Annotated in this window: 16 protein-coding genes and 1 pseudogene; 11 read left to right on the top strand and 6 right to left on the bottom strand. The window is 67.6% G+C overall.

The window, feature by feature from the left end; genetic code table 11:
* The first annotated feature begins 462 nt into the window (after positions 1-462).
* Positions 463-876, top strand: a complete 414-nt coding sequence (locus XAN126_RS28480) for a BA14K family protein (protein ID WP_155982364.1) — start codon at positions 463-465, stop codon at positions 874-876.
* Between the two features lie 116 nt (positions 877-992).
* Here XAN126_RS28480 and infC read toward each other — a convergent pair whose 3' ends face one another.
* Complete coding sequence (gene infC / locus XAN126_RS0120380) at positions 993-1,517, bottom strand: translation initiation factor IF-3 (protein WP_024280411.1); 525 nt, start codon at positions 1,515-1,517, stop codon at positions 993-995.
* Between the two features lie 321 nt (positions 1,518-1,838).
* Between infC and XAN126_RS0120375 the strand changes: the two genes are divergently transcribed.
* From XAN126_RS0120375 to XAN126_RS0120365, 3 genes are all read left to right on the top strand, one after another.
* The gene (locus XAN126_RS0120375; RefSeq protein ID WP_155982363.1) at positions 1,839-2,705 is read left to right on the top strand and encodes a DUF3108 domain-containing protein; all 867 of its coding nucleotides are present in this window, start codon (positions 1,839-1,841) and stop codon (positions 2,703-2,705) included.
* Between the two features lie 266 nt (positions 2,706-2,971).
* On the top strand, positions 2,972-4,375 hold the full coding sequence (locus tag XAN126_RS0120370) for a glutamine synthetase family protein (RefSeq protein WP_024280409.1): 1,404 nt from the start codon (positions 2,972-2,974) through the stop codon (positions 4,373-4,375).
* Between the two features lie 43 nt (positions 4,376-4,418).
* Positions 4,419-5,720: an FAD-binding oxidoreductase gene (locus XAN126_RS0120365; protein WP_024280408.1), complete on the top strand. Its 1,302-nt coding sequence runs from the start codon at positions 4,419-4,421 to the stop codon at positions 5,718-5,720.
* Positions 5,721-5,732: 12 nt separating this feature from the next.
* On the opposite strand, the gene XAN126_RS0120360 is transcribed toward XAN126_RS0120365, so the two are convergent.
* The 3 genes and pseudogenes from XAN126_RS0120360 to XAN126_RS26585 form a co-directional block, all read right to left on the bottom strand.
* Entirely contained in the window at positions 5,733-6,086 is a 354-nt protein-coding gene (locus tag XAN126_RS0120360; protein WP_024280407.1) for a hypothetical protein, read from the bottom strand.
* 170 nt (positions 6,087-6,256) lie between these two features.
* Positions 6,257-7,000: a TerC family protein gene (locus tag XAN126_RS0120355; RefSeq protein WP_024280406.1), complete on the bottom strand. Its 744-nt coding sequence runs from the start codon at positions 6,998-7,000 to the stop codon at positions 6,257-6,259.
* Positions 7,001-7,955: pseudogene (locus tag XAN126_RS26585) on the bottom strand (lipid kinase).
* Between the two features lie 657 nt (positions 7,956-8,612).
* Here XAN126_RS26585 and XAN126_RS0120345 point away from each other — a divergent pair.
* Positions 8,613-9,326, top strand: a complete 714-nt coding sequence (locus tag XAN126_RS0120345) for a TetR/AcrR family transcriptional regulator (RefSeq protein ID WP_024280405.1) — start codon at positions 8,613-8,615, stop codon at positions 9,324-9,326.
* 3 nt (positions 9,327-9,329) lie between these two features.
* Here the strand turns inward: XAN126_RS0120345 and XAN126_RS0120340 are convergent, their stop codons facing one another.
* Together XAN126_RS0120340 and XAN126_RS0120335 are read right to left on the bottom strand one after the other, a co-directional pair.
* On the bottom strand, positions 9,330-9,779 hold the full coding sequence (locus XAN126_RS0120340; protein WP_024280404.1) for a VOC family protein: 450 nt from the start codon (positions 9,777-9,779) through the stop codon (positions 9,330-9,332).
* Between the two features lie 10 nt (positions 9,780-9,789).
* On the bottom strand, positions 9,790-11,172 hold the full coding sequence (locus XAN126_RS0120335; protein ID WP_245272304.1) for a PA0069 family radical SAM protein: 1,383 nt from the start codon (positions 11,170-11,172) through the stop codon (positions 9,790-9,792).
* A gap of 169 nt (positions 11,173-11,341) precedes the next feature.
* Here XAN126_RS0120335 and XAN126_RS0120330 point away from each other — a divergent pair, with 169 nt between their 5' ends.
* The 6 genes from XAN126_RS0120330 to XAN126_RS0120305 all read left to right on the top strand — a co-directional run bounded on the left by XAN126_RS0120330 (position 11,342) and on the right by XAN126_RS0120305 (position 17,184).
* Positions 11,342-11,494, top strand: a complete 153-nt coding sequence (locus tag XAN126_RS0120330; RefSeq protein WP_024280402.1) for an aa3-type cytochrome c oxidase subunit IV — start codon at positions 11,342-11,344, stop codon at positions 11,492-11,494.
* A gap of 36 nt (positions 11,495-11,530) precedes the next feature.
* The gene (locus XAN126_RS0120325) at positions 11,531-12,694 is read left to right on the top strand and encodes a Re/Si-specific NAD(P)(+) transhydrogenase subunit alpha (RefSeq protein WP_024280401.1); all 1,164 of its coding nucleotides are present in this window, start codon (positions 11,531-11,533) and stop codon (positions 12,692-12,694) included.
* Entirely contained in the window at positions 12,694-13,149 is a 456-nt protein-coding gene (locus tag XAN126_RS0120320; RefSeq protein ID WP_024280400.1) for a proton-translocating transhydrogenase family protein, read from the top strand. Before XAN126_RS0120325 ends, XAN126_RS0120320 begins: the two co-directional genes overlap by 1 nt.
* A gap of 10 nt (positions 13,150-13,159) precedes the next feature.
* Complete coding sequence (locus XAN126_RS0120315; protein WP_024280399.1) at positions 13,160-14,575, top strand: NAD(P)(+) transhydrogenase (Re/Si-specific) subunit beta; 1,416 nt, start codon at positions 13,160-13,162, stop codon at positions 14,573-14,575.
* A 213-nt stretch (positions 14,576-14,788) separates the two neighbouring features.
* Positions 14,789-16,204, top strand: coding sequence for an exopolysaccharide biosynthesis polyprenyl glycosylphosphotransferase (locus tag XAN126_RS0120310; RefSeq protein WP_024280398.1), 1,416 nt, complete (start codon positions 14,789-14,791; stop codon positions 16,202-16,204).
* Positions 16,138-17,184 carry a glycosyl hydrolase family 18 protein gene (locus XAN126_RS0120305; protein WP_024280397.1) on the top strand — a complete coding sequence of 349 codons (1,047 nt, stop codon included), beginning with the start codon at positions 16,138-16,140 and terminating at the stop codon, positions 17,182-17,184. The genes XAN126_RS0120310 and XAN126_RS0120305 overlap by 67 nt, the downstream gene beginning before the upstream one ends.
* Positions 17,185-17,188 lie beyond the last annotated feature (4 nt).

Below are 17,188 nucleotides of genomic sequence, written 5' to 3'. Positions count from 1 at the left end.
GACGGAGGGATGCCTTCTGTCACGCATGCGTGATCGTCGACGGCAGATGTGCGTGGAAATGCACCAGTTCGCCGCTTTCCAGCCGCAAGTTCCGCTACGTCCGCGAAACATTCGACACAAAGGCCGCTGAAGATAGAAAGTGTTGAGGGAGTGAAGATCATGTTCGGCACAAGAAGGGTGGCATTGTTTGCCGCGGCGGCTGTCGCGGGAGGCATGCTTTCGCTTTCGGTTCCCGTCGCGAATGCACAAGCGCTGCGGCTTGGCCTTGCCAATCCCGCAATGGCCAATGTGGGCACAGTGGAACAGGTGGCCTGGCGCGGCGGCGGTGGCCCGCGCGTGGGCGCCGTGCGCATGGGCGGGCCTCGCGTCGGCTATGGTGGTCGGGGTTATGTCGGCCGCCCTGGCTTCGTGGGCCGCCCCGGTTACGTCGGTCGTCCCGGCTATGTCGGCCGTCCCGGCTACGTGGGGCGCCCGGGTTATGTGGGTCGTCCCGGCTATGTACGTCCCGCTTATGCGGGCGGTTGGGGACCGGGCCGTCCCGGCTGGGGTCCCGGCCGTCCGGGGTGGGGACCCGGTGGTCCCGGTTGGGGTCATCCGGGCTGGCGCCCGCCGCCGGGCGCGTGGGGTCCGGGGCCGTGGCGTCCGGGCTGGGGCTGGTATCGTCCCGGCTGGGGTTGGGGCTACTACAACAATACCGGCGCGTGGATTGCACTCGGCGTCGCCAGCGGTCTGGCCCTGGGCGCCGTGGCGGCGGCCAATGCGGAGCCGGTCTACACCAACGATGCGGTGGCCTACTGCATGTCGCGGTTCCGCTCGTACAACCCGGCGACCGGTACCTACACCGGCTACGACGGGTACCAGCACCCCTGTCCGTGAGGGACGCGCGGCCGCACTGTCGGCCGCGATCCCGACGGCCCAAGGGTCGCAAACCCGGTGCCTAAACGAGAAAAGCCCGGCGCACTGCGCCGGGCTTTTTCTTTAGTGCCCCCGCATCAACGCGGGGCGAGAATCATAATCATCTGCCGGCCTTCGAGCATGGGCTCGGCCTCGACCTTGGCGACGGTCGAAACTTCTTCCTTGAGCTTCTGCAGCAGCTTGTAGCCGATGTCCTGATGCGCCATCTCGCGACCGCGGAAGCGCAGGGTGACCTTCACCTTGTCGCCTTCCTCGAAGAAGCGCTGCATCGCCCGCATCTTCACGTCGTAATCGTGATCGTCGATGCCGGGACGGAGCTTGATCTCCTTGACCTCGACCACCTTCTGCTTCTTGCGCGCCTCGCTGGCCTTCTTCTGGTTCTGGTACTTGAAGCGGCCGTAATCGAGGATCTTGCAGACGGGGGGCGCGGAATTGGGGGAGATCTCCACGAGATCGAGCCCGGCTTCCTGCGCCAATGTCAGCGCATCGCGGATTGCTACCACGCCGCGGTTCTGACCGTCCTGGTCGATCAGCTGGACTTCGCGGATGCGGATTTCCTCATTGACGCGCGGTCCATCCTTCTCCGGCGCGACGGGTCTCATAGGGCGGCGAATGGCTTCAGCTCCTTGGCAATCAACACGATCCCCCGAGGTAGACAGGCCGCGGCGCCGGTCCTTGCCGTCGTCTGCGCAACCCGCCTCTCAGGGTAGGCTGGAAAGATCGTGACAAACCGCCGTAAAGTCAATGACCCATGCGGATTCGCGCGGCATTGCCGAGGCGGCTGCCGGCGGGTTCCGCCCGCGGGCGGTCCGGCGGGGCTGCCAGCCGGTCCGGCGATGGGCCACAGTTCAGCCGCCTTCCCTGTGCATGCCTCTGGGACACGGGTCCGCCGGCCCCCCGGACGTCTCCTTCCGGATTCTGCAATGACGACGCCCCCGATGACCACTCCTTTGCTCCGTTTCCGGCACCGCGCCGGTGCCGCCATGGCCGGCCTTTTCCTTGCCGCAGGCCTTGCCGGTCCCGCCCGTGCGGACGGGCAGCTCAATGCCAAATATGTGCTCTCCGTGGGCGGGGTCGAGCTTGGCCGTGGGTCCATCAAGGTCGAGGCCGGGGACCAGACCTACGAGATTTCCGGCTCCGCCCGCGTCACGGGCGTGCTGCGTGCCGTGTCGTCGGGCAAGGGCGTTGCCGCCTCGCGCGGTACCATCTCCGGCGGCAAGCTGGTGCCGAAGGTCTACGCGCTCAACGCCGAGGCCGACGGCAAGGCGGAGACCGCGCGCCTCGCCATGGCCTCGGGGGCGGTGAAGGAGATGGAGGTGGAGCCGCCGTTCAAGCCGGCCGCCGACCGCGTCCCCATCGAGCAGGCGGTGCTGCAGAACATTCTCGACCCCATGAGCGGCGCCTTCGTCTATGTGCCCGGCACCGGCGACATGGTGTCCGCCGCGGCCTGCGCCCGCTCGGTCCCCGTGTTCGATGGCCGCCAGCGCTACGATCTCGTCCTGACCTATCAGCGCACCGAGACGGTGAAGGTGGCGGGATACGCCGGCTCGGCCGTGGTGTGTTCCGTGCGCTACCAGCCGGTCGCCGGCCACCGGCCTACCCGCTACACGGTCAAATACATGGCAGAAAACAAGGATATCTACGTCTGGCTGGTGCCCATCGCCGGCACGCGCCTGATGGCGCCGTTCAGGGTGTCCGTCGCGACCATGATCGGCACCGCCCTGCTGGAAGCCACCTCGCTGGAGACCGAGGCGAAGGCCGGCACCGTGCCGGTGAACGCGCCGCGCTGAGCGGTCCCCCCGAATCCGCTACCGCTGAGGCCGAGGCCCAACATCTCGTAGGGGGAGAAGCGGGAACACGGCCGGCGCTGCGATTCGATCGTGATTCGTTCGATGGCTGTTCCGGGGCGGCCCGCGCGCCTGTCCCAGACCGGAACATGGCCGCCGCTCCTGCATCTTTCCCGAACGTGAGCCTTGCCGCTACCGCGTCGCGTTGACACTGACGGCGGCGCAGGTGTTCCCTGATCGGGCGTGAGCGGTTCACGCCCGAGGACATCATGTCGAAACGCAGCAAGGGTGCGCAGAAGGCTCAGGCAACGGCCCCGCGGGGTGTGACATCGCTGACGGAAGCCAAGGCCTGGATGGCCAGCCGGGGCATCACCGAGATCGAATGCACCGTTCCCGATCTGGCCGGCGTCGCCCGCGGCAAGATCATGCCTGCCTCCAAGTTCTTCTCCTCGCCCGTGATGAACCTGCCGCTATCGGTCTTCTTCCAGACCATTTCCGGCGAGTATCCCGATTACGAAGGGCTGGTCGATTCGGTGATCGCCGACAGCGACCTCGTGCTGGAGCCGGACCTCGCCACCTTGTGCTCGGTGCCGTGGGCGCAGGACCCCACCGCCCAGGTGATCCATGATGCCTACCACCGCGACGGGCGCCCGGTGGAACTCGCCCCCCGGCAGGTGCTGCGGCACGTCATCTCGCTCTACGAGAAGAAGGGCTGGAAGCCGGTGGTGGCGCCGGAGATCGAGTTCTATCTCGTCGAGCCCAACACCGATCCCGATTACCCGCTGAAGCCGCCGGTGGGCCGCTCGGGCCGGCCGGAAATCGGCCGCCAGTCCTATTCCATCCAGGCGGTCAACGAGTTCGACGCCCTGTTCGAGGACATCTACGACTATTCCGAAGCCCAGGGGCTGGAGATCGACACGCTGATCCACGAGGACGGCGCGGCGCAGATGGAAATCAACCTGCGCCATGGCGATCCGCTGGTGCTGGCGGACCAGGTGTTCCTGTTCAAGCGCACCATCCGCGAGGCGGCGCTCGCGCACAAGATCTATGCGACCTTCATGGCCAAGCCCATCGCCAACGAGCCGGGCAGCGCCATGCACATCCACCAGTCGATCCTCAACACCGCCACCGGGGGCAATTTGTTCTCGGACGAGGACGGGAACCCGACGCCGGAATTCTTCTCCTTCATCGCCGGCCACCAGAAGTACCTGCCGGCGGTCATGTGCATCATGGCGCCCTATGTGAACTCCTATCGCCGGCTGACGCGCGACTCCATGGCGCCCATCAACCTGCAATGGGGCTACGACAACCGCACCGCCGGGCTGCGCGTGCCGCCGTCCACCCCCGAGGCGCGGCGGCTGGAGAACCGGGTGCCGTCGTCGGACGCCAATCCCTACCTCGCCATCGCCGCCTCCCTCGCCTGCGGCTATCTCGGCCTGACCGAGAACCTGCGCGCCACGGACCCGATCGAGGGCGACGCGAAGAATCTTGATTTCGACCTGCCCCGCGGACTGCTCGAGGCGGTTGCGGCGTTCCAGGACAACGAGGCCCTGGCCGAGGTGCTGGGTGCGCGGTTCGTCTCCGCCTTCGCGGCGGTGAAGCAGGCCGAGTTCGAAACCTTCATGAGGGTGATCTCGCCCTGGGAGCGGGAGTACCTTCTGCTCAACGTGTGAGGCCGCCCCGGTGCACCAAGAGAACAAGAAGAAGGAAAGCGCCATGCACCGGGTCGCCGCGCCACTCAATCCGGCCGGCCACGCCCGGTCCTGGTATACCGCGACGGCCACGGCATTCCCCGCCTTCTCGCCACTGAAGGGCGCTGTGCGGGCCGACGTCTGCATCATCGGTGCCGGCTATACGGGCCTGTCCGCCGCGCTGCATCTGGCTGAGGCGGGGTTCAAGGTGGTGGTGCTGGAGGCCGCGCGGGTGGGCTCCGGCGCCTCGGGGCGCAACGGCGGACAGCTCCACAGCGGCCAGCGCCGCGGGCAGGACTTCCTGGAAAAGACCGTGGGGACCGAGGATGCCCGCAAGCTGTGGGACCTGGCGGAGGAGGGCAAGGCGCTGGTGCGCAGCCTCATCGCCCGGCACGACATCCCCTGCGACCTGCGCGACGGCCTGATCCTCGCCGACCACAAGGCACGCTACGTCCCGGACAGCTACGACTATGCCCGCTTCCTCGCGGCGAACTACGGCTACGATGCCCTCCAGCCGCTCTCACGCGACGAAATCCGCGCGCTGGTCGGCACCTCGGCCTATTACGGCGGCCTGCTGGACAAGGGCGCGGGCCACCTGCACCCGCTCAACTTCGCTCTCGGCCTCGGCTCCGCCGCCATCGCGGCCGGGGTCGAGATCCACGAGGGGACGCGCGCGGTCAAGGTCACGGACGAGGCCGGCGTGACCGTCACTACCGACGGCGGCGGCAGCGTGGTCGCCGACTTCCTGCTCGAATGCGGCAACGGACTGATGGACGGGCTCGACCGGCGGGTGGACGCCCATGTCATGCCGATCTGCAACTATATCGCCGCCACCGAACCTCTGGGGGAGCTGGCGCAGGAGATCATCGCCAACGACGCGGCGGTGGCGGACAGCCGATTCGTCATCAACTATTTCCGCCTCTCCGCCGACGGCCGGCTGCTGTTCGGCGGCGGCGAAAGCTATCGCCGCGGGCTGCGGCCGGACGTGGCGGACTTCGTGCGGCCCTTCATGCTGCGCATCTTCCCGCAGCTCGGCGAAGCCCGCATCGACTATGCCTGGGGCGGCGTGCTGGCCATCACCATGACGCGCCTGCCCTTCGTGCGGCGGGTTTCCCCGAACGTCCTCGTCTCGGCCGGCTACAGCGGCCAGGGCGTGGCGCTGGCGCCGCTGTTCGGCAAGATTCTCGCCGAGGCGGTGCAGGGCCAGCTCTCGCGGTTCGATCTGCTCGGCCGCCTGCCGGTGCCGCCCTTTCCCGGCGGCACCCTGCTGCGCACCCCGCTGATGATGGCGGGCCTCAGCTACTACGCCCTGCGCGACCGGCTCTGAGCCCGCCCGGCCTCAGTTCAGGCCACCCAGCCGCTTGGCCTCGGCGAGCGCCTTGAGGCAGCCGGCCTCGTCGCCCGCCGCCTGCAGGTTGATGGCCTGGTTGAGCGCGCCGAGGGCGCCGGAGTCCGGCTGGGTCAGGCCCGCCGCGGCGAGCGAGCCCGGCGTGGCCTGGCGGTCGGTCTGCGCCGCGATGGACTGGTCCTGCTCCGGCGGCTTCTTGGGGTGGGGCAGGCGCTCCTTGAGCGCTGCCTGAACCGTAACGATCTGCTCCAGGCAGGCCTGCGCGCGCGCCGGGGCGGCAGACGCGATCAGCACCAGCGCCGGCACCAGCGCGACGGCGAAACGGGACGCGGAAAAATGAGCCATTCTCGACCTCGGCCACAGGATGCGGGGCGGCGGACTGCCGGCGACGCCCCTTTGAGTCGCGGGCCGATCCGCCCGCCCCGCGAGCATAACCATGCCCGCGGCGCGTTGGAATGCGGTGGCGCGACCGGATGGCGCGGCGCGCGCCGCATCTTGCATGGGGCCTTCCCGGCTCAGTGCCCTGCGCCGGCCGTGCGGCGGCGGCGGACCAGCATGTTCAGGCCTTCGATGGCCGTGGAGAAGCCCATGGCGGCGTAGACGTAGCCCTTGGGGACGTGTGCGCCGAAGCCTTCCGCGATCAGCGTCATGCCGATCATGATGAGGAAGCCCAGCGCCAGCATCACCACGGTGGGGTTCCCCTCGATGAAGCGGGCCAGCGGGTCCGCGGCGAGCAGCATGCAGGTCACGGCGGCGATCACGGCGATGACCATGATCGGGATGTGCTCGGTCATGCCCACGGCGGTGATGATGCTGTCGATGGAGAACACGATGTCGAGCATCAGGATCTGCACGATGGCGGCGGTGAAGCCGATGGTGATCTTGCTGTCCTTGACGTCTTCCGCATGGGTCTGCGGGTCCACGTTGTGATGAATCTCGGTGGTGGCCTTCCACACCAGGAACAGGCCGCCGGCGATGAGGATGAGGTCGCGCCACGAGAAGCCATGGCCGAACACCTCGAAGATGGGCGCCGTCAGCCGCACGATGATGGCGATGGTGCCGAGCAGGGCGAGACGCATGATGAGCGCGAGGCTGATGCCGATGCGCCGCGCCTTGCTGCGATACTGCTCCGGCAGCTTGTTGGTGAGGATGGAGATGAAGATCAGGTTGTCGATGCCGAGCACGACTTCCATGGCCACCAGCGTCACCAGGGCGACCCACGCGGCGGGATCGGCTGCGAGTTGGAGGAGGTAGTCCATCTAGGGGGTGCCTTCAGCGAGGGGTTGCGATGAATTCTGGAGGCCGCCGGTCTGGGGCCAGGTCTGGGGCGGCGCGTGGACACGGATGGCGGCGGGCCGAATGCTGAAATGCGCCGGGGTGAAGGTGACGAGTTCGCCGTCGGTATTCACAGGGCGCGGACGGCTGGTGCGCACAACGACCTTCTTCGTGCGGAAGGCGCGCACGTCGTCCCACTGGCCCTGCGTGCCTTCGCGGAGCGAGGGCAGGAGGGCCAGAAGGCGCCACCAGTGGTCCACCTCCAGGCTGTAGAAATCGAGCTGGCCGTCATCGGCCGTGGCGCTCGCCTCCACCGTCAGGCCGCCGCCGTAGTGGCGGGCCGTTTCCCACTGATACCTGAAGGGTGCGCACGGCTTCGGCCGTCCCATCATGCTCGATGTAGGCGGTGAACAGGCGCGATTGCATGAGCAGGCGGGCGGCGACGATGCCGTAGCCCACCACGCCGAAATAGCGCTTGGCCTCCCGCGTGAGCGCGCGGGCAAGATCGGCGGAAAAGCCGATGCTTGCCACGTTCAGGAAGGGATGGCCGTTCACGTCTCCCAGGTCGATGAAGCGGGGCGCGTGGTCGAGGATGACCCGCGCCGCCGCCAGCGGATCGGTGGGAATGGAGAGGGTGAGGGCGAAGTCGTTCGCCGTGCCGAGCGGCAGCACTCCCAGGGGAAGCTGGGTGTCGTAGAGGCCGGACGCCGCTGCATTGAGCGTGCCGTCGCCACCGCCGAGGATGACGAGATCGACCTCGGGCGCACGGGCGCGCAGCACATCCGAGACTTCGCCGGTCGGTGGCAGCGGGGCTTCGAGAAGATCGATGCCGGTCTCAAGGACGGCGCGCACGGCATCGAGCGGCAGAGCGCCGTTGCGGGCGTGCGGATTGACCATGAACAGCGCACGCCGTCGGCTCTTCGGGCCTTGTGCGGTCATGGTCAAACGGGTCTCGGCGATGCGGAGGGAACCATGGGGCCTCTGGACGGAGCGCGTAGATCACGCCTGATCCGACATCACGCAGGAGACCTGCGCCAGAGGGGCCCGGACCGGTGAGCGAGGAAATAGGGGCTTTAGCTCGTTCACCAAAGGGGATGTGGCGGAATGTCGCGGTGGGGCGGCTTCGGCTCGGGCGGAAGGGCGGCCGGCGGGACATTCGGGAGGCGGGGCCGATGGAAACAGAGGGAGGAGAGCGGGGGCGTTGCTCTCCTCCCTCTCGCATCAGCCAGGACCGGGGTTGCGGCACCGGGTCATGACCGAACCGATCGGCGGGAAAGGAAGGGAGGAGAGCGGGGGCGTTGCTCTCCTCCCTCGGTTCGTTCAGCGCGCGGGTTGCGGTTCCAAGCGATGACCGAACGGTTTGGTTCGATGAATATTGACATAGCGCACCGCTTTCGGTCATGCAAGAACGAACTGAACGGTTCGGTCAGAAAAGTTGTGTCCCGCCCCTCCCCGAGGGAAGGCGGGGCCTTCGCGGAGGGCAGCGTGTGTCATCGTTGCCATGGCCGCGGCTGAAGGCGCCGGGAGGGCGTCAACGTGCTTGCGCAGAGCCCGCGCGATCGCGGAGAACGAAGACAAGAGGAAGAGATCGGCGGAATGACGGACAGCGAAGGCGATATCGCACTCAAGCCGCAACAGGCGGCCGGCCGGGAGGATTGCGGCCCGTGTGATGCGCATGAAGCCGGCTCCGGCGCGGGCCAGGACCCCGAGAAGCGCAGCCAGATCCTCTCCGGCGCGCGGCAGGTGTTCTTCGATCGCGGTTTCGATGCCGCCAGCATGGGCGACATCGCCCGCGCGGCCGGCGTCTCCAAGGGCACGCTCTACGTCTATTTCGAGAACAAGGAAGACCTGTTCGCCGAGCTCGTCTCCAGCGAATGCGGCGAGACTGCCGAGCGCATGTTCGTGGTGAATCCCGACGAAGCGGACATCGAGGCGGCGCTCACCGAGATCGGCCGCTCCTTTGTCACCGCCATCCTGCGGCCCAGCAGCATCGCCCTTCTGCGGACCGTCATCTCCATCTCCGGCAAGTTTCCGGACGTGGGCCGCCGCTTCTTCGAGGCGGGGCCCTGCGAGGGGATTACCCGTCTCTCGGTGTTCCTGAAGGCCAAGGTGGAACAGGGGCTGCTGGACATCGAGGATGTGAACCAGGCGGCGAGCCAGTTTCTCACCCTCTGCAAGGATGGCGTGACCATTCCCGTCCTCGTCGGCGCACCGGATGCGCCCGATCCGGCGGTGGTGGAGAAGTCGGTGCGCGGCGCCGTCCGCGTGTTCCTGCGCGCCTATGGCAGCGACCGCCGCACGGCGCCCTGAAGGTCAAGCGCCGGGCAGCATCAGCCGGCCCTCGGCATCGAACGGAAAGAAGGGATTGTGGGCGACCTCCCACAGATGCCCGTCGGGGTCGGCGAAATAGCCGCTCGTTCCGCCCCAGAACACCTTCTGCGCCGGCTTCACCACGCGCCCGCCCGCCGCCTCCGCCCGAGCGATCAGGGCCTCGGCCTCCTCCGGCGATCCCACATTACAGGCCAGCGTGAGGCCGGCGAAGGGCTGCGGCGGGGTATCCGCCAGCGTCGCATCCTCGGCGAGGCGCCCACGCGGAAAAAGGCTCAGCACCACATTGCCCGCATGGAAGAAGGCGACGTTGCTGGCTTCTCCTTCTCCGGCCTTGCTCTCCACAAGGCCGAGGGCGCGATAGAAGGCGGCGGCGCGCGACAGGTCGGACACGCCGAGCGTGACGAGGTGGAGCCTGAGATCGGGTGCAGTCATGCTGGGCTCTTCAAGCGAACAGGTCGAGCTGCTCGCCCGCCTGCTTGGGGTGGCGGAAGTGTGCGGTGGTCAGCTTCAGTCCCCGCCCCGCGAGGCCGAGGCGGCGGGCGGCGATCTCGAACCTACGGCCCACCGTCCAGGCATATGGGCCTTCCCCCCGCCCTCGCTTGCCGAACGTGGAGTCGTAATCCTTGCCGCCGTGCATCTGGCGGATGAGGTTCAGCACGTGACGGGCCTTGTCCGGGAAATTGGCCACCAGCCATTCCCGGAACAGGTCGGCGATCTCCAGCGGCAGGCGCAGCATCACATAGCCGGCCTCGGATGCCCCGGCGGCCTTGGCGGCGTCGAGGATGCGCTCGATCTCCATGTCGTTCAGCGCCGGGATCAGCGGCGCGGTGAGGACCGCGGTGGGAATGCCGGCGTCGGCGAGCCGGCGGATGGTGCCGAGGCGCACATGGGGACTGGCGGCGCGCGGCTCCATGGTGCGGGACAGGTGCGGGTCGAGCGTGGTCATGGAGATGGCGACCTTGGCGAGGCCCTTTTCCGCCATCGGCCCGAGGATATCGATGTCGCGCACCACCAGCGCCGATTTGGTGACGATGCCAACCGGATGGCCGAAGTCCGCCAGTACCTCCAGGATTCGCCGCGTCAGCTCATAGCGCCGCTCGATGGGCTGGTAGGGATCGGTATTGGTCCCCATGGCGATGACGCGCGGCTTGTAGGAGGGGTGCGACAGCTCCCGAGCCAGCAGTTCCGGCGCGTCCGGCTTCACGAACAGCTTGGTCTCGAAGTCGAGGCCGGCGGAGAGGCCCTGATAGGCGTGTGTGGGCCGCGCGAAGCAATAGATGCAGCCGTGCTCGCAGCCCCTGTAGGCGTTGATGGAGCGATCGAAGGCGATGTCGGGGGACTGGTTGCGGGTGATGATGGTGCGCGCCCGCTCCTCCGTCACCTCGGTGCGGAAGGGCGGCAGGTCTTCCAGCGTCTGCCAGCCGTCGTCGAACAGCACGCGGGCGGCAGGCTCGAAGCGCCCAGCAGCGTTGGAGACCGCGCCCCGGCCGCGCCGCCGGTCCGCCTCCACGCCGGTCCCGACCTCGCCGTCCAGCGGCGGCGGCAGGGCAGGGGGCGGCGCTCGGCGTTCCTCGGCGAGCCGGCCCATGATCCGATCGCTCCGGGTCTTCACCGGCGGCGAGGCGATGCGGGCGTCGCCGGATGCAGTCTTGGGCTGTGCCGCCTTGGCGGGAGCTGCCTTGGCAGGAACAGCCTTGGCAGAAACGGCCTTGGGCGATGCCGTCCTGGTGGCCTTCAGGGCGGGAGCGATCGGCGCGGCAATTGGTCCCCCCGGAACGGGCGGGGCGGCTGTGCGCGGGCCGTGGGAATCGGATGCGGGGCTCATGCTTAAAAAGCTAGCACCGAAAACGGAACATAACAAGAACATGTGGTGCGACGCAAAGGGCTCGCGGGCCGCGCCGTTCAATCTGGCATACTGTACACCAGAAGGCAGTTGCCAGACATTCCCATCTCCGGTAAAGGCGTCAGAAGACGCTTAGGAGCAGGGGGATAAGATGGCTGAACACGCCACGATCGAATACGCCACGGCAGACGGTAACGATTATCCCGAGCACGAGCGCACCTACGCCATGTTCACTGCCCTCGCCAAGTGGGGCACCATCGGCGTTGCTGCCATCCTCGTCCTGATGTGGATTTTCCTCCTCTGACCCGCTGAGCGGCCGGAGCACCGGAGACATCAAGAAATGAAAATCGCTGTTCCCGCCGAGATCGATCTCGGCGAGCCGAGGGTTGGCGCGACCCCGGATACGGTGAAGCGTCTCGTCGCACTGGGCGCATCCGTGACCGTGGAGAGCGGCGCGGGCGTGAAGTCCGGCATTCTCGACTCCGACTTCGTGGCCGCAGGGGCCACCATCGCCCCGTCGACGGCGGATGCGCTGAACGGCGCCGAAGTCGTACTGAAGGTTCGCCGGCCGACGGAAGCCGAACTTTCGTCGTACAAGCCCGGCGCCCTGGTCCTCGCCATCATGGATCCCTACGGCAATGACGCGGCGCTCGCCGCCATGGCCAGTGCCGGGATCGCCTCCTTCGCCATGGAGCTGATGCCGCGCATCACCCGTGCGCAGGTGATGGACGTACTCTCCTCGCAGGCGAACCTCGCCGGCTATCGCGCGGTGATCGACGCGGCCGCCGAGTTCACCCGCGCCCTGCCGCAGATGATGACCGCCGCCGGAACCGTTCCGGCCGCGCGCGTCTTCGTCATGGGCGCTGGCGTCGCGGGCCTCCAGGCCATCGCGACGGCCCGCCGCCTCGGCGCCATCGTGACCGCCACCGACGTGCGGCCCGCCGCCAAGGAACAGGTCGCCTCGCTGGGCGCCAAGTTCGTCGCGGTCGAGGACGAGGAGTTCAAGCAGGCCGAGACCGCGGCCGGATACGCCAAGCCCATGTCGGCGGAGTATCAGGCCAAGCAGGCTGCCCTCGTCGCCGAGCACATCAAGAAGCAGGACATCGTCATCACCACCGCTCTGATCCCGGGCCGGCCTGCGCCGCGCCTCGTGACGGCGGAGATGGTGGCCTCCATGAAGCCGGGTTCCGTGCTGGTCGACCTCGCGGTCGAGCGCGGCGGCAACGTCGCCGGTGCAGTGGCGGGGCAGGTGGTCGAGGTGAACGGCGTGAAGATCGTCGGTCATCTCAACGTGCCGGGCCGCATCGCCGCCTCGGCCTCGCCGCTCTACGCCAAGAACCTGTTCAACTTCTTCGAGACGATGGTGGACAAGGCGTCGAAGGCGCTGGCCGTCAAGTGGGACGACGAGCTGGTGAAGGCCACGCTCCTCACCCGTGACGGCGCCGTCGTGCATCCGAACTTCGCACCCAAGAATCCCGCAGCGACCAGCGAGGGAGCGGCCTGATGAATCCCGCCACAGCCCAGACCGCGGCGGATGCCGCAATGCAGGCCCGCACCGCCGCCGAGATCGCGCGGCAGGCAGCGGAAGCCGCGCAGCTCTATGCCGACCAGGCGGCCTCCGCCCTCGGCGCGGCGGCACATGCGGCGACCGGAGGGGCCATCGACCCCTTCGTGTTCCGCCTCTCCATCTTCGTGCTCGCGGTGTTCGTGGGCTACTACGTGGTGTGGTCGGTGACCCCGGCGCTGCACACCCCGCTGATGAGCGTCACCAACGCCATCTCGTCGGTGATCGTGGTGGGCGCGCTGCTCGCCGTCGGCGTGACCACGGTGGGCGATTCCAGCCACGCCTGGGGCGCGCGCATCTTCGGCTTCGTCGCGCTCGTCTTTGCCTCGGTGAACATCTTCGGCGGGTTCATGGTGACCAGCCGAATGCTCGCCATGTACTCCAAGAAGAAGTGAGGCGAGGCACATGACCGCGAACCTCGCCGCCCTGCTCTATCTGGTTGCAGGCATTCTCTTCGTCCTGGCCCTGCGGGGCCTCTCCCACCCCACCACCTCGCGGCAGGGCAACCTGTTCGGCATGGTGGGCATGGGCATCGCCGTCCTCACCACGCTCGCGCTCTCCCCGCCGTCCGACGGGATCGGCTGGGTGCTGGTGCTGGCCGGCATCGGTATCGGCGGTGGCGTCGGCGCGGTGGTGGCCAAGCGCATCGCCATGACGCAGATGCCGCAGCTCGTCGCCGCCTTCCACTCGCTCGTCGGCCTCGCCGCCGTGCTGGTGGCCGCGGCCGCGCTCTATGCGCCGCGCGCCTTCGGCATCGGCGATCCCGGCCACCTGCACGGGGCGAGCCTCGTGGAGATGTCGCTGGGCGTCGCCATCGGCGCGATCACCTTCACCGGCTCGATCATCGCTTTCGCCAAGCTCAACGGCAACATGAGCGGCAAGCCCATCATGCTGCCGTCGCGCCACCTCATCAATGGCGGCCTAGCGCTGCTGCTGCTGATCCTCATCGTCGCCTTCGTGATCAATGGTTCGATCACGCTGTTCTGGATCATCACGCTGCTGGCGCTGATCCTCGGCGGCCTGCTCATCATCCCCATCGGCGGCGCGGACATGCCCGTCGTGGTGTCGATGCTGAACTCCTACTCGGGTTGGGCGGCGGCCGGCATCGGCTTCACCCTGGGCAACACCGCGCTCATCATCACCGGCGCGCTGGTGGGCTCCTCGGGCGCCATCCTGTCCTACATCATGTGCAAGGGCATGAACCGGTCCTTCATCTCGGTCATCCTCGGCGGCTTCGGCGGTGACGCCGCGGCGGCCGCGGCGGCCGGTGCGGCTGGTCAGGCGGAAGCCCGCCCGGTGAAGCAGGGTTCGGCGGATGACGCCGCCTACATCATGAAGAACGCCGAGAAGGTCATCATCGTGCCCGGCTACGGCATGGCGGTGGCCCAGGCCCAGCACGCGCTCCGCGAGATGGCTGACCTGCTCAAGGAGGAGGGCGTCGAGGTCAAGTACGCCATCCACCCGGTAGCGGGCCGTATGCCGGGCCACATGAACGTGCTGCTCGCCGAGGCCCAGGTGCCCTACGACGAGGTGTTCGAGCTCGAGGACATCAACTCCGAGTTCGCCCAGGCGGACGTGGCCTTCGTGATCGGCGCCAACGACGTGACCAACCCGGCGGCCAAGACCGATCCGCAGTCGCCGATCTACGGCATGCCCATTCTCGACGTGGAGAAGGCCAAGACCGTTCTTTTCATCAAGCGCGGCATGTCGGCAGGCTACGCGGGCGTGGAGAACGAGCTGTTCTTCAAGGACAACACCATGATGCTCTTCGGCGACGCCAAGAAGGTCACCGAGGATGTGGTGAAGGCCTTCGGCCACTGACGAGCCCATTATTTTGAACGAGATCGAAGCCGCCGGATCGCAAGGTCCGGCGGCTTTTTCGTTGTGGCACCGCGAGGCCACCCGATCCGAAGGCGACTAGCACATCCATCACGCCACAATTTGCGCCATATCCTTGACTGCCCACCACTTCTTAACCAGAAGCACATACCGTGGAGCCTGGGATTCTGACGGCGGCCGGGGGATCGGGGGACGATGACACGCTGGACCCATGGACTGGTCAATCGGCTTGTCCAGTCGTGCGACGTCGTCATGGCGGCGCTCGGCGCGATTATCGCGCATCTGCGCTGGGAATTCCTGTCCTGGAGCCAAGTCGCCATCCTCTGGGCGTTCGGCATCTTCATCTATGTGCAGGTGCTGCAGATCGGCCGCGGCTACCGGGTCGAGCACTATGTCCGGCCATTGCGGCAGATCGGCCATATCGGCGTCGGCGTTGTGCCCGCGGGTGCTGTCATCGCCATCTGCTACTACGCGCTGATCCCCATCGGGCAGACGAACCTGTGGGCGCTTCTCGGCTGGGGCGTTGTCACCACCCTTATGCTCATCTTCGGCCGCCTCGTGGTGGTGCGCATCGGCATGGCGCTGGTGCAGACCCACGAGGTGCTGCGCAGGAACGTGGTGGCCATCGGCGATCTCGGCCGCGCCCGTGACCTCGTCCGGCGCTATGGCGAGGAAGAGGGCGGCACCGGCCTGCTCAACTTCGCCGCCCTGTTCGATGACAGCCACGTGGACGGCGCGCCCCTGCCGCCGCCCGGTCCCGACGGACTGCCGGTGCTCGGCGGCATGAAGGACCTTCTGGAGTATGTGAAGCATAACCCCGTGGACATCGTGGTTGTCGCCAAGAGCTGGAACGACCCGGCCGCCATCAGCGCCATCGCCAACCAGATGTACCAGATCGCGGCCGACGTCATCGTCGAGCTGGATCCGGACCGCTTCACGCTCAACTACGCCAACCTCACCCGCATCGCCGGCGAGCCGGCCCTGCAGGTGCAGCAGCAGCCGCTGAAGGGCTCGCTCGGCCTGCTGAAGGGGGTGGAGGACTATGTGGTGGCAAGCATCGGCCTCATGCTCACGGCACCGATCCTCATCGGCGCCGCCATCGCGATCAAGCTGGATTCCCCCGGGCCCATCCTGTTCCGCCAGCCGCGCGTGGGGCTGAACAATCGCGTGTTCCAGTGTTACAAGATGCGCACCATGCGGGTCGATCCCAGCGACGACGGCTCCAAGGGCACCAGCAAGAACGACCCGCGCATCACCAAGGTCGGCAACTTCCTGCGCTCCACGTCCATCGACGAGCTGCCGCAGCTCATCAACGTGTTGCGCGGCGAGATGAGCGTCGTCGGCCCCCGCCCCCACGTCCCGAACATGAAGGTCGCCACCAACGTCCGCTACGAGGCCATCAGCCAGTATGTGGCGCGCTACCGCATGAAGCCGGGCATCACCGGCTGGGCGCAGATCAACGGCATGCGCGGGGGCATCAACACCCTGGAGAAGGCCGAGCGCGGCGTCGAGCTCGATCTCTTCTATATCGAGCACTGGTCCATATGGTTCGACATCAGAATCATGCTGCTCACCGTCACCAAGGGCATGGCGGGTCCGTCGGTCTTCTGACCCTTCTCCTGGCCCTCGCTCTGGCCGTCCTGGGCCCAGCCGCCTCTCCGGCGGCCGGCGCGGGCCGCCCGTTCCTCGTCTACCACGCCTCCTGGACGGAGGTCTCGACAACCGATCCCGCCGAGACGCGGCTTGCCCGGCTGCCCGGCTACATCACCCATGTGGCATTGGGTTTCGCCAGGCCGGACCTCACCTATACGGGCAATCTCGACCTTTCCGGCACCGGGCTGCTCTTTCCCTTTTCGGGGCCGGTGCTGAAGGACGCCATCGCGCTCCTGAAGAGCCGGCATCCGGCCCTGCGTGTCCTGGTCTCGGTCGGCGGCTGGAAGCATTTCGGCTGGGATGCCCGCAATTTCGATGCCCTCGCCCGGCTCGTCTCCGACCTCGGCGCGGATGGTGTCGATCTCGACTACGAGACCGAGAATCCCGGATGCACCCGCGCCGATGGCCGTGTCGCATGCGCCGACGACGCACGCTCGGTGGCTGTGCTGGCGGACCTGCGCCGCGCCGTTCCACGCCCGGCGGTTCTCTCGCTCGCGGGCTGGAATGTGGGCGCATACGGGGAGGGGGCCTTCGCCGGCGCCGAGCCGCGCAACGGACCCTATGTGGGCATGATGCTGGCCATGCTGCGCTCGCCTGCGGCCCAGACTATCGATCTCGTGTCCGTCGTCTCCTATGACGGCGGCCCGACATATCGCCCGGATCAGGCGTTCCGTGCCTACCGGCGGGTGTGGAAGGGACCGCTCGCCCTCGGCATCCAGGTGATGCCGTCAGAAGCCGGCGATGCGCGCTTCACGCTAGAGCGTACGGCGCGCCTGCTGTCGGCCATCAAGGACGATCCGCAGGCCGGCGGCATGCTCTATGCGATCGCCGAGGTGCCGCCGGGGCCACCCGGCCCCGACAATCCCGATTATCGCTCCATGATGGTGGCGATCTGCGTCACCCTCGATCTCGCCGACTGCGCGGCGACGATCCCCTGAGGAG

The sequence above is a fragment of the Xanthobacter sp. 126 genome (assembly GCF_000526175.1).
In the GTDB taxonomy this organism is placed as follows: Bacteria; Pseudomonadota; Alphaproteobacteria; order Rhizobiales; family Xanthobacteraceae; genus Xanthobacter; species Xanthobacter aminoxidans.
The sequence above is the reverse complement of the archived record's forward strand: the minus strand, read 5'-3'. Positions and strand labels throughout refer to the sequence as shown.

Coding starts and splice junctions, on each gene's coding strand:
- infC (WP_024280411.1), bottom strand. CDS start 1,517: ATGAGACCCGTCGCGCCGGAGAAGGATGGACCGCGCGTCAATGAGGAA.
- XAN126_RS0120375 (WP_155982363.1), top strand. CDS start 1,839: ATGACGACGCCCCCGATGACCACTCCTTTGCTCCGTTTCCGGCACCGC.
- XAN126_RS0120370 (WP_024280409.1), top strand. CDS start 2,972: ATGTCGAAACGCAGCAAGGGTGCGCAGAAGGCTCAGGCAACGGCCCCG.
- XAN126_RS0120365 (WP_024280408.1), top strand. CDS start 4,419: ATGCACCGGGTCGCCGCGCCACTCAATCCGGCCGGCCACGCCCGGTCC.
- XAN126_RS0120360 (WP_024280407.1), bottom strand. CDS start 6,086: ATGGCTCATTTTTCCGCGTCCCGTTTCGCCGTCGCGCTGGTGCCGGCG.
- XAN126_RS0120355 (WP_024280406.1), bottom strand. CDS start 7,000: ATGGACTACCTCCTCCAACTCGCAGCCGATCCCGCCGCGTGGGTCGCC.
- XAN126_RS0120345 (WP_024280405.1), top strand. CDS start 8,613: ATGACGGACAGCGAAGGCGATATCGCACTCAAGCCGCAACAGGCGGCC.
- XAN126_RS0120340 (WP_024280404.1), bottom strand. CDS start 9,779: ATGACTGCACCCGATCTCAGGCTCCACCTCGTCACGCTCGGCGTGTCC.
- XAN126_RS0120335 (WP_245272304.1), bottom strand. CDS start 11,172: ATGAGCCCCGCATCCGATTCCCACGGCCCGCGCACAGCCGCCCCGCCC.
- XAN126_RS0120330 (WP_024280402.1), top strand. CDS start 11,342: ATGGCTGAACACGCCACGATCGAATACGCCACGGCAGACGGTAACGAT.
- XAN126_RS0120325 (WP_024280401.1), top strand. CDS start 11,531: ATGAAAATCGCTGTTCCCGCCGAGATCGATCTCGGCGAGCCGAGGGTT.
- XAN126_RS0120320 (WP_024280400.1), top strand. CDS start 12,694: ATGAATCCCGCCACAGCCCAGACCGCGGCGGATGCCGCAATGCAGGCC.
- XAN126_RS0120315 (WP_024280399.1), top strand. CDS start 13,160: ATGACCGCGAACCTCGCCGCCCTGCTCTATCTGGTTGCAGGCATTCTC.
- XAN126_RS0120310 (WP_024280398.1), top strand. CDS start 14,789: ATGACACGCTGGACCCATGGACTGGTCAATCGGCTTGTCCAGTCGTGC.
- XAN126_RS0120305 (WP_024280397.1), top strand. CDS start 16,138: ATGGTTCGACATCAGAATCATGCTGCTCACCGTCACCAAGGGCATGGC.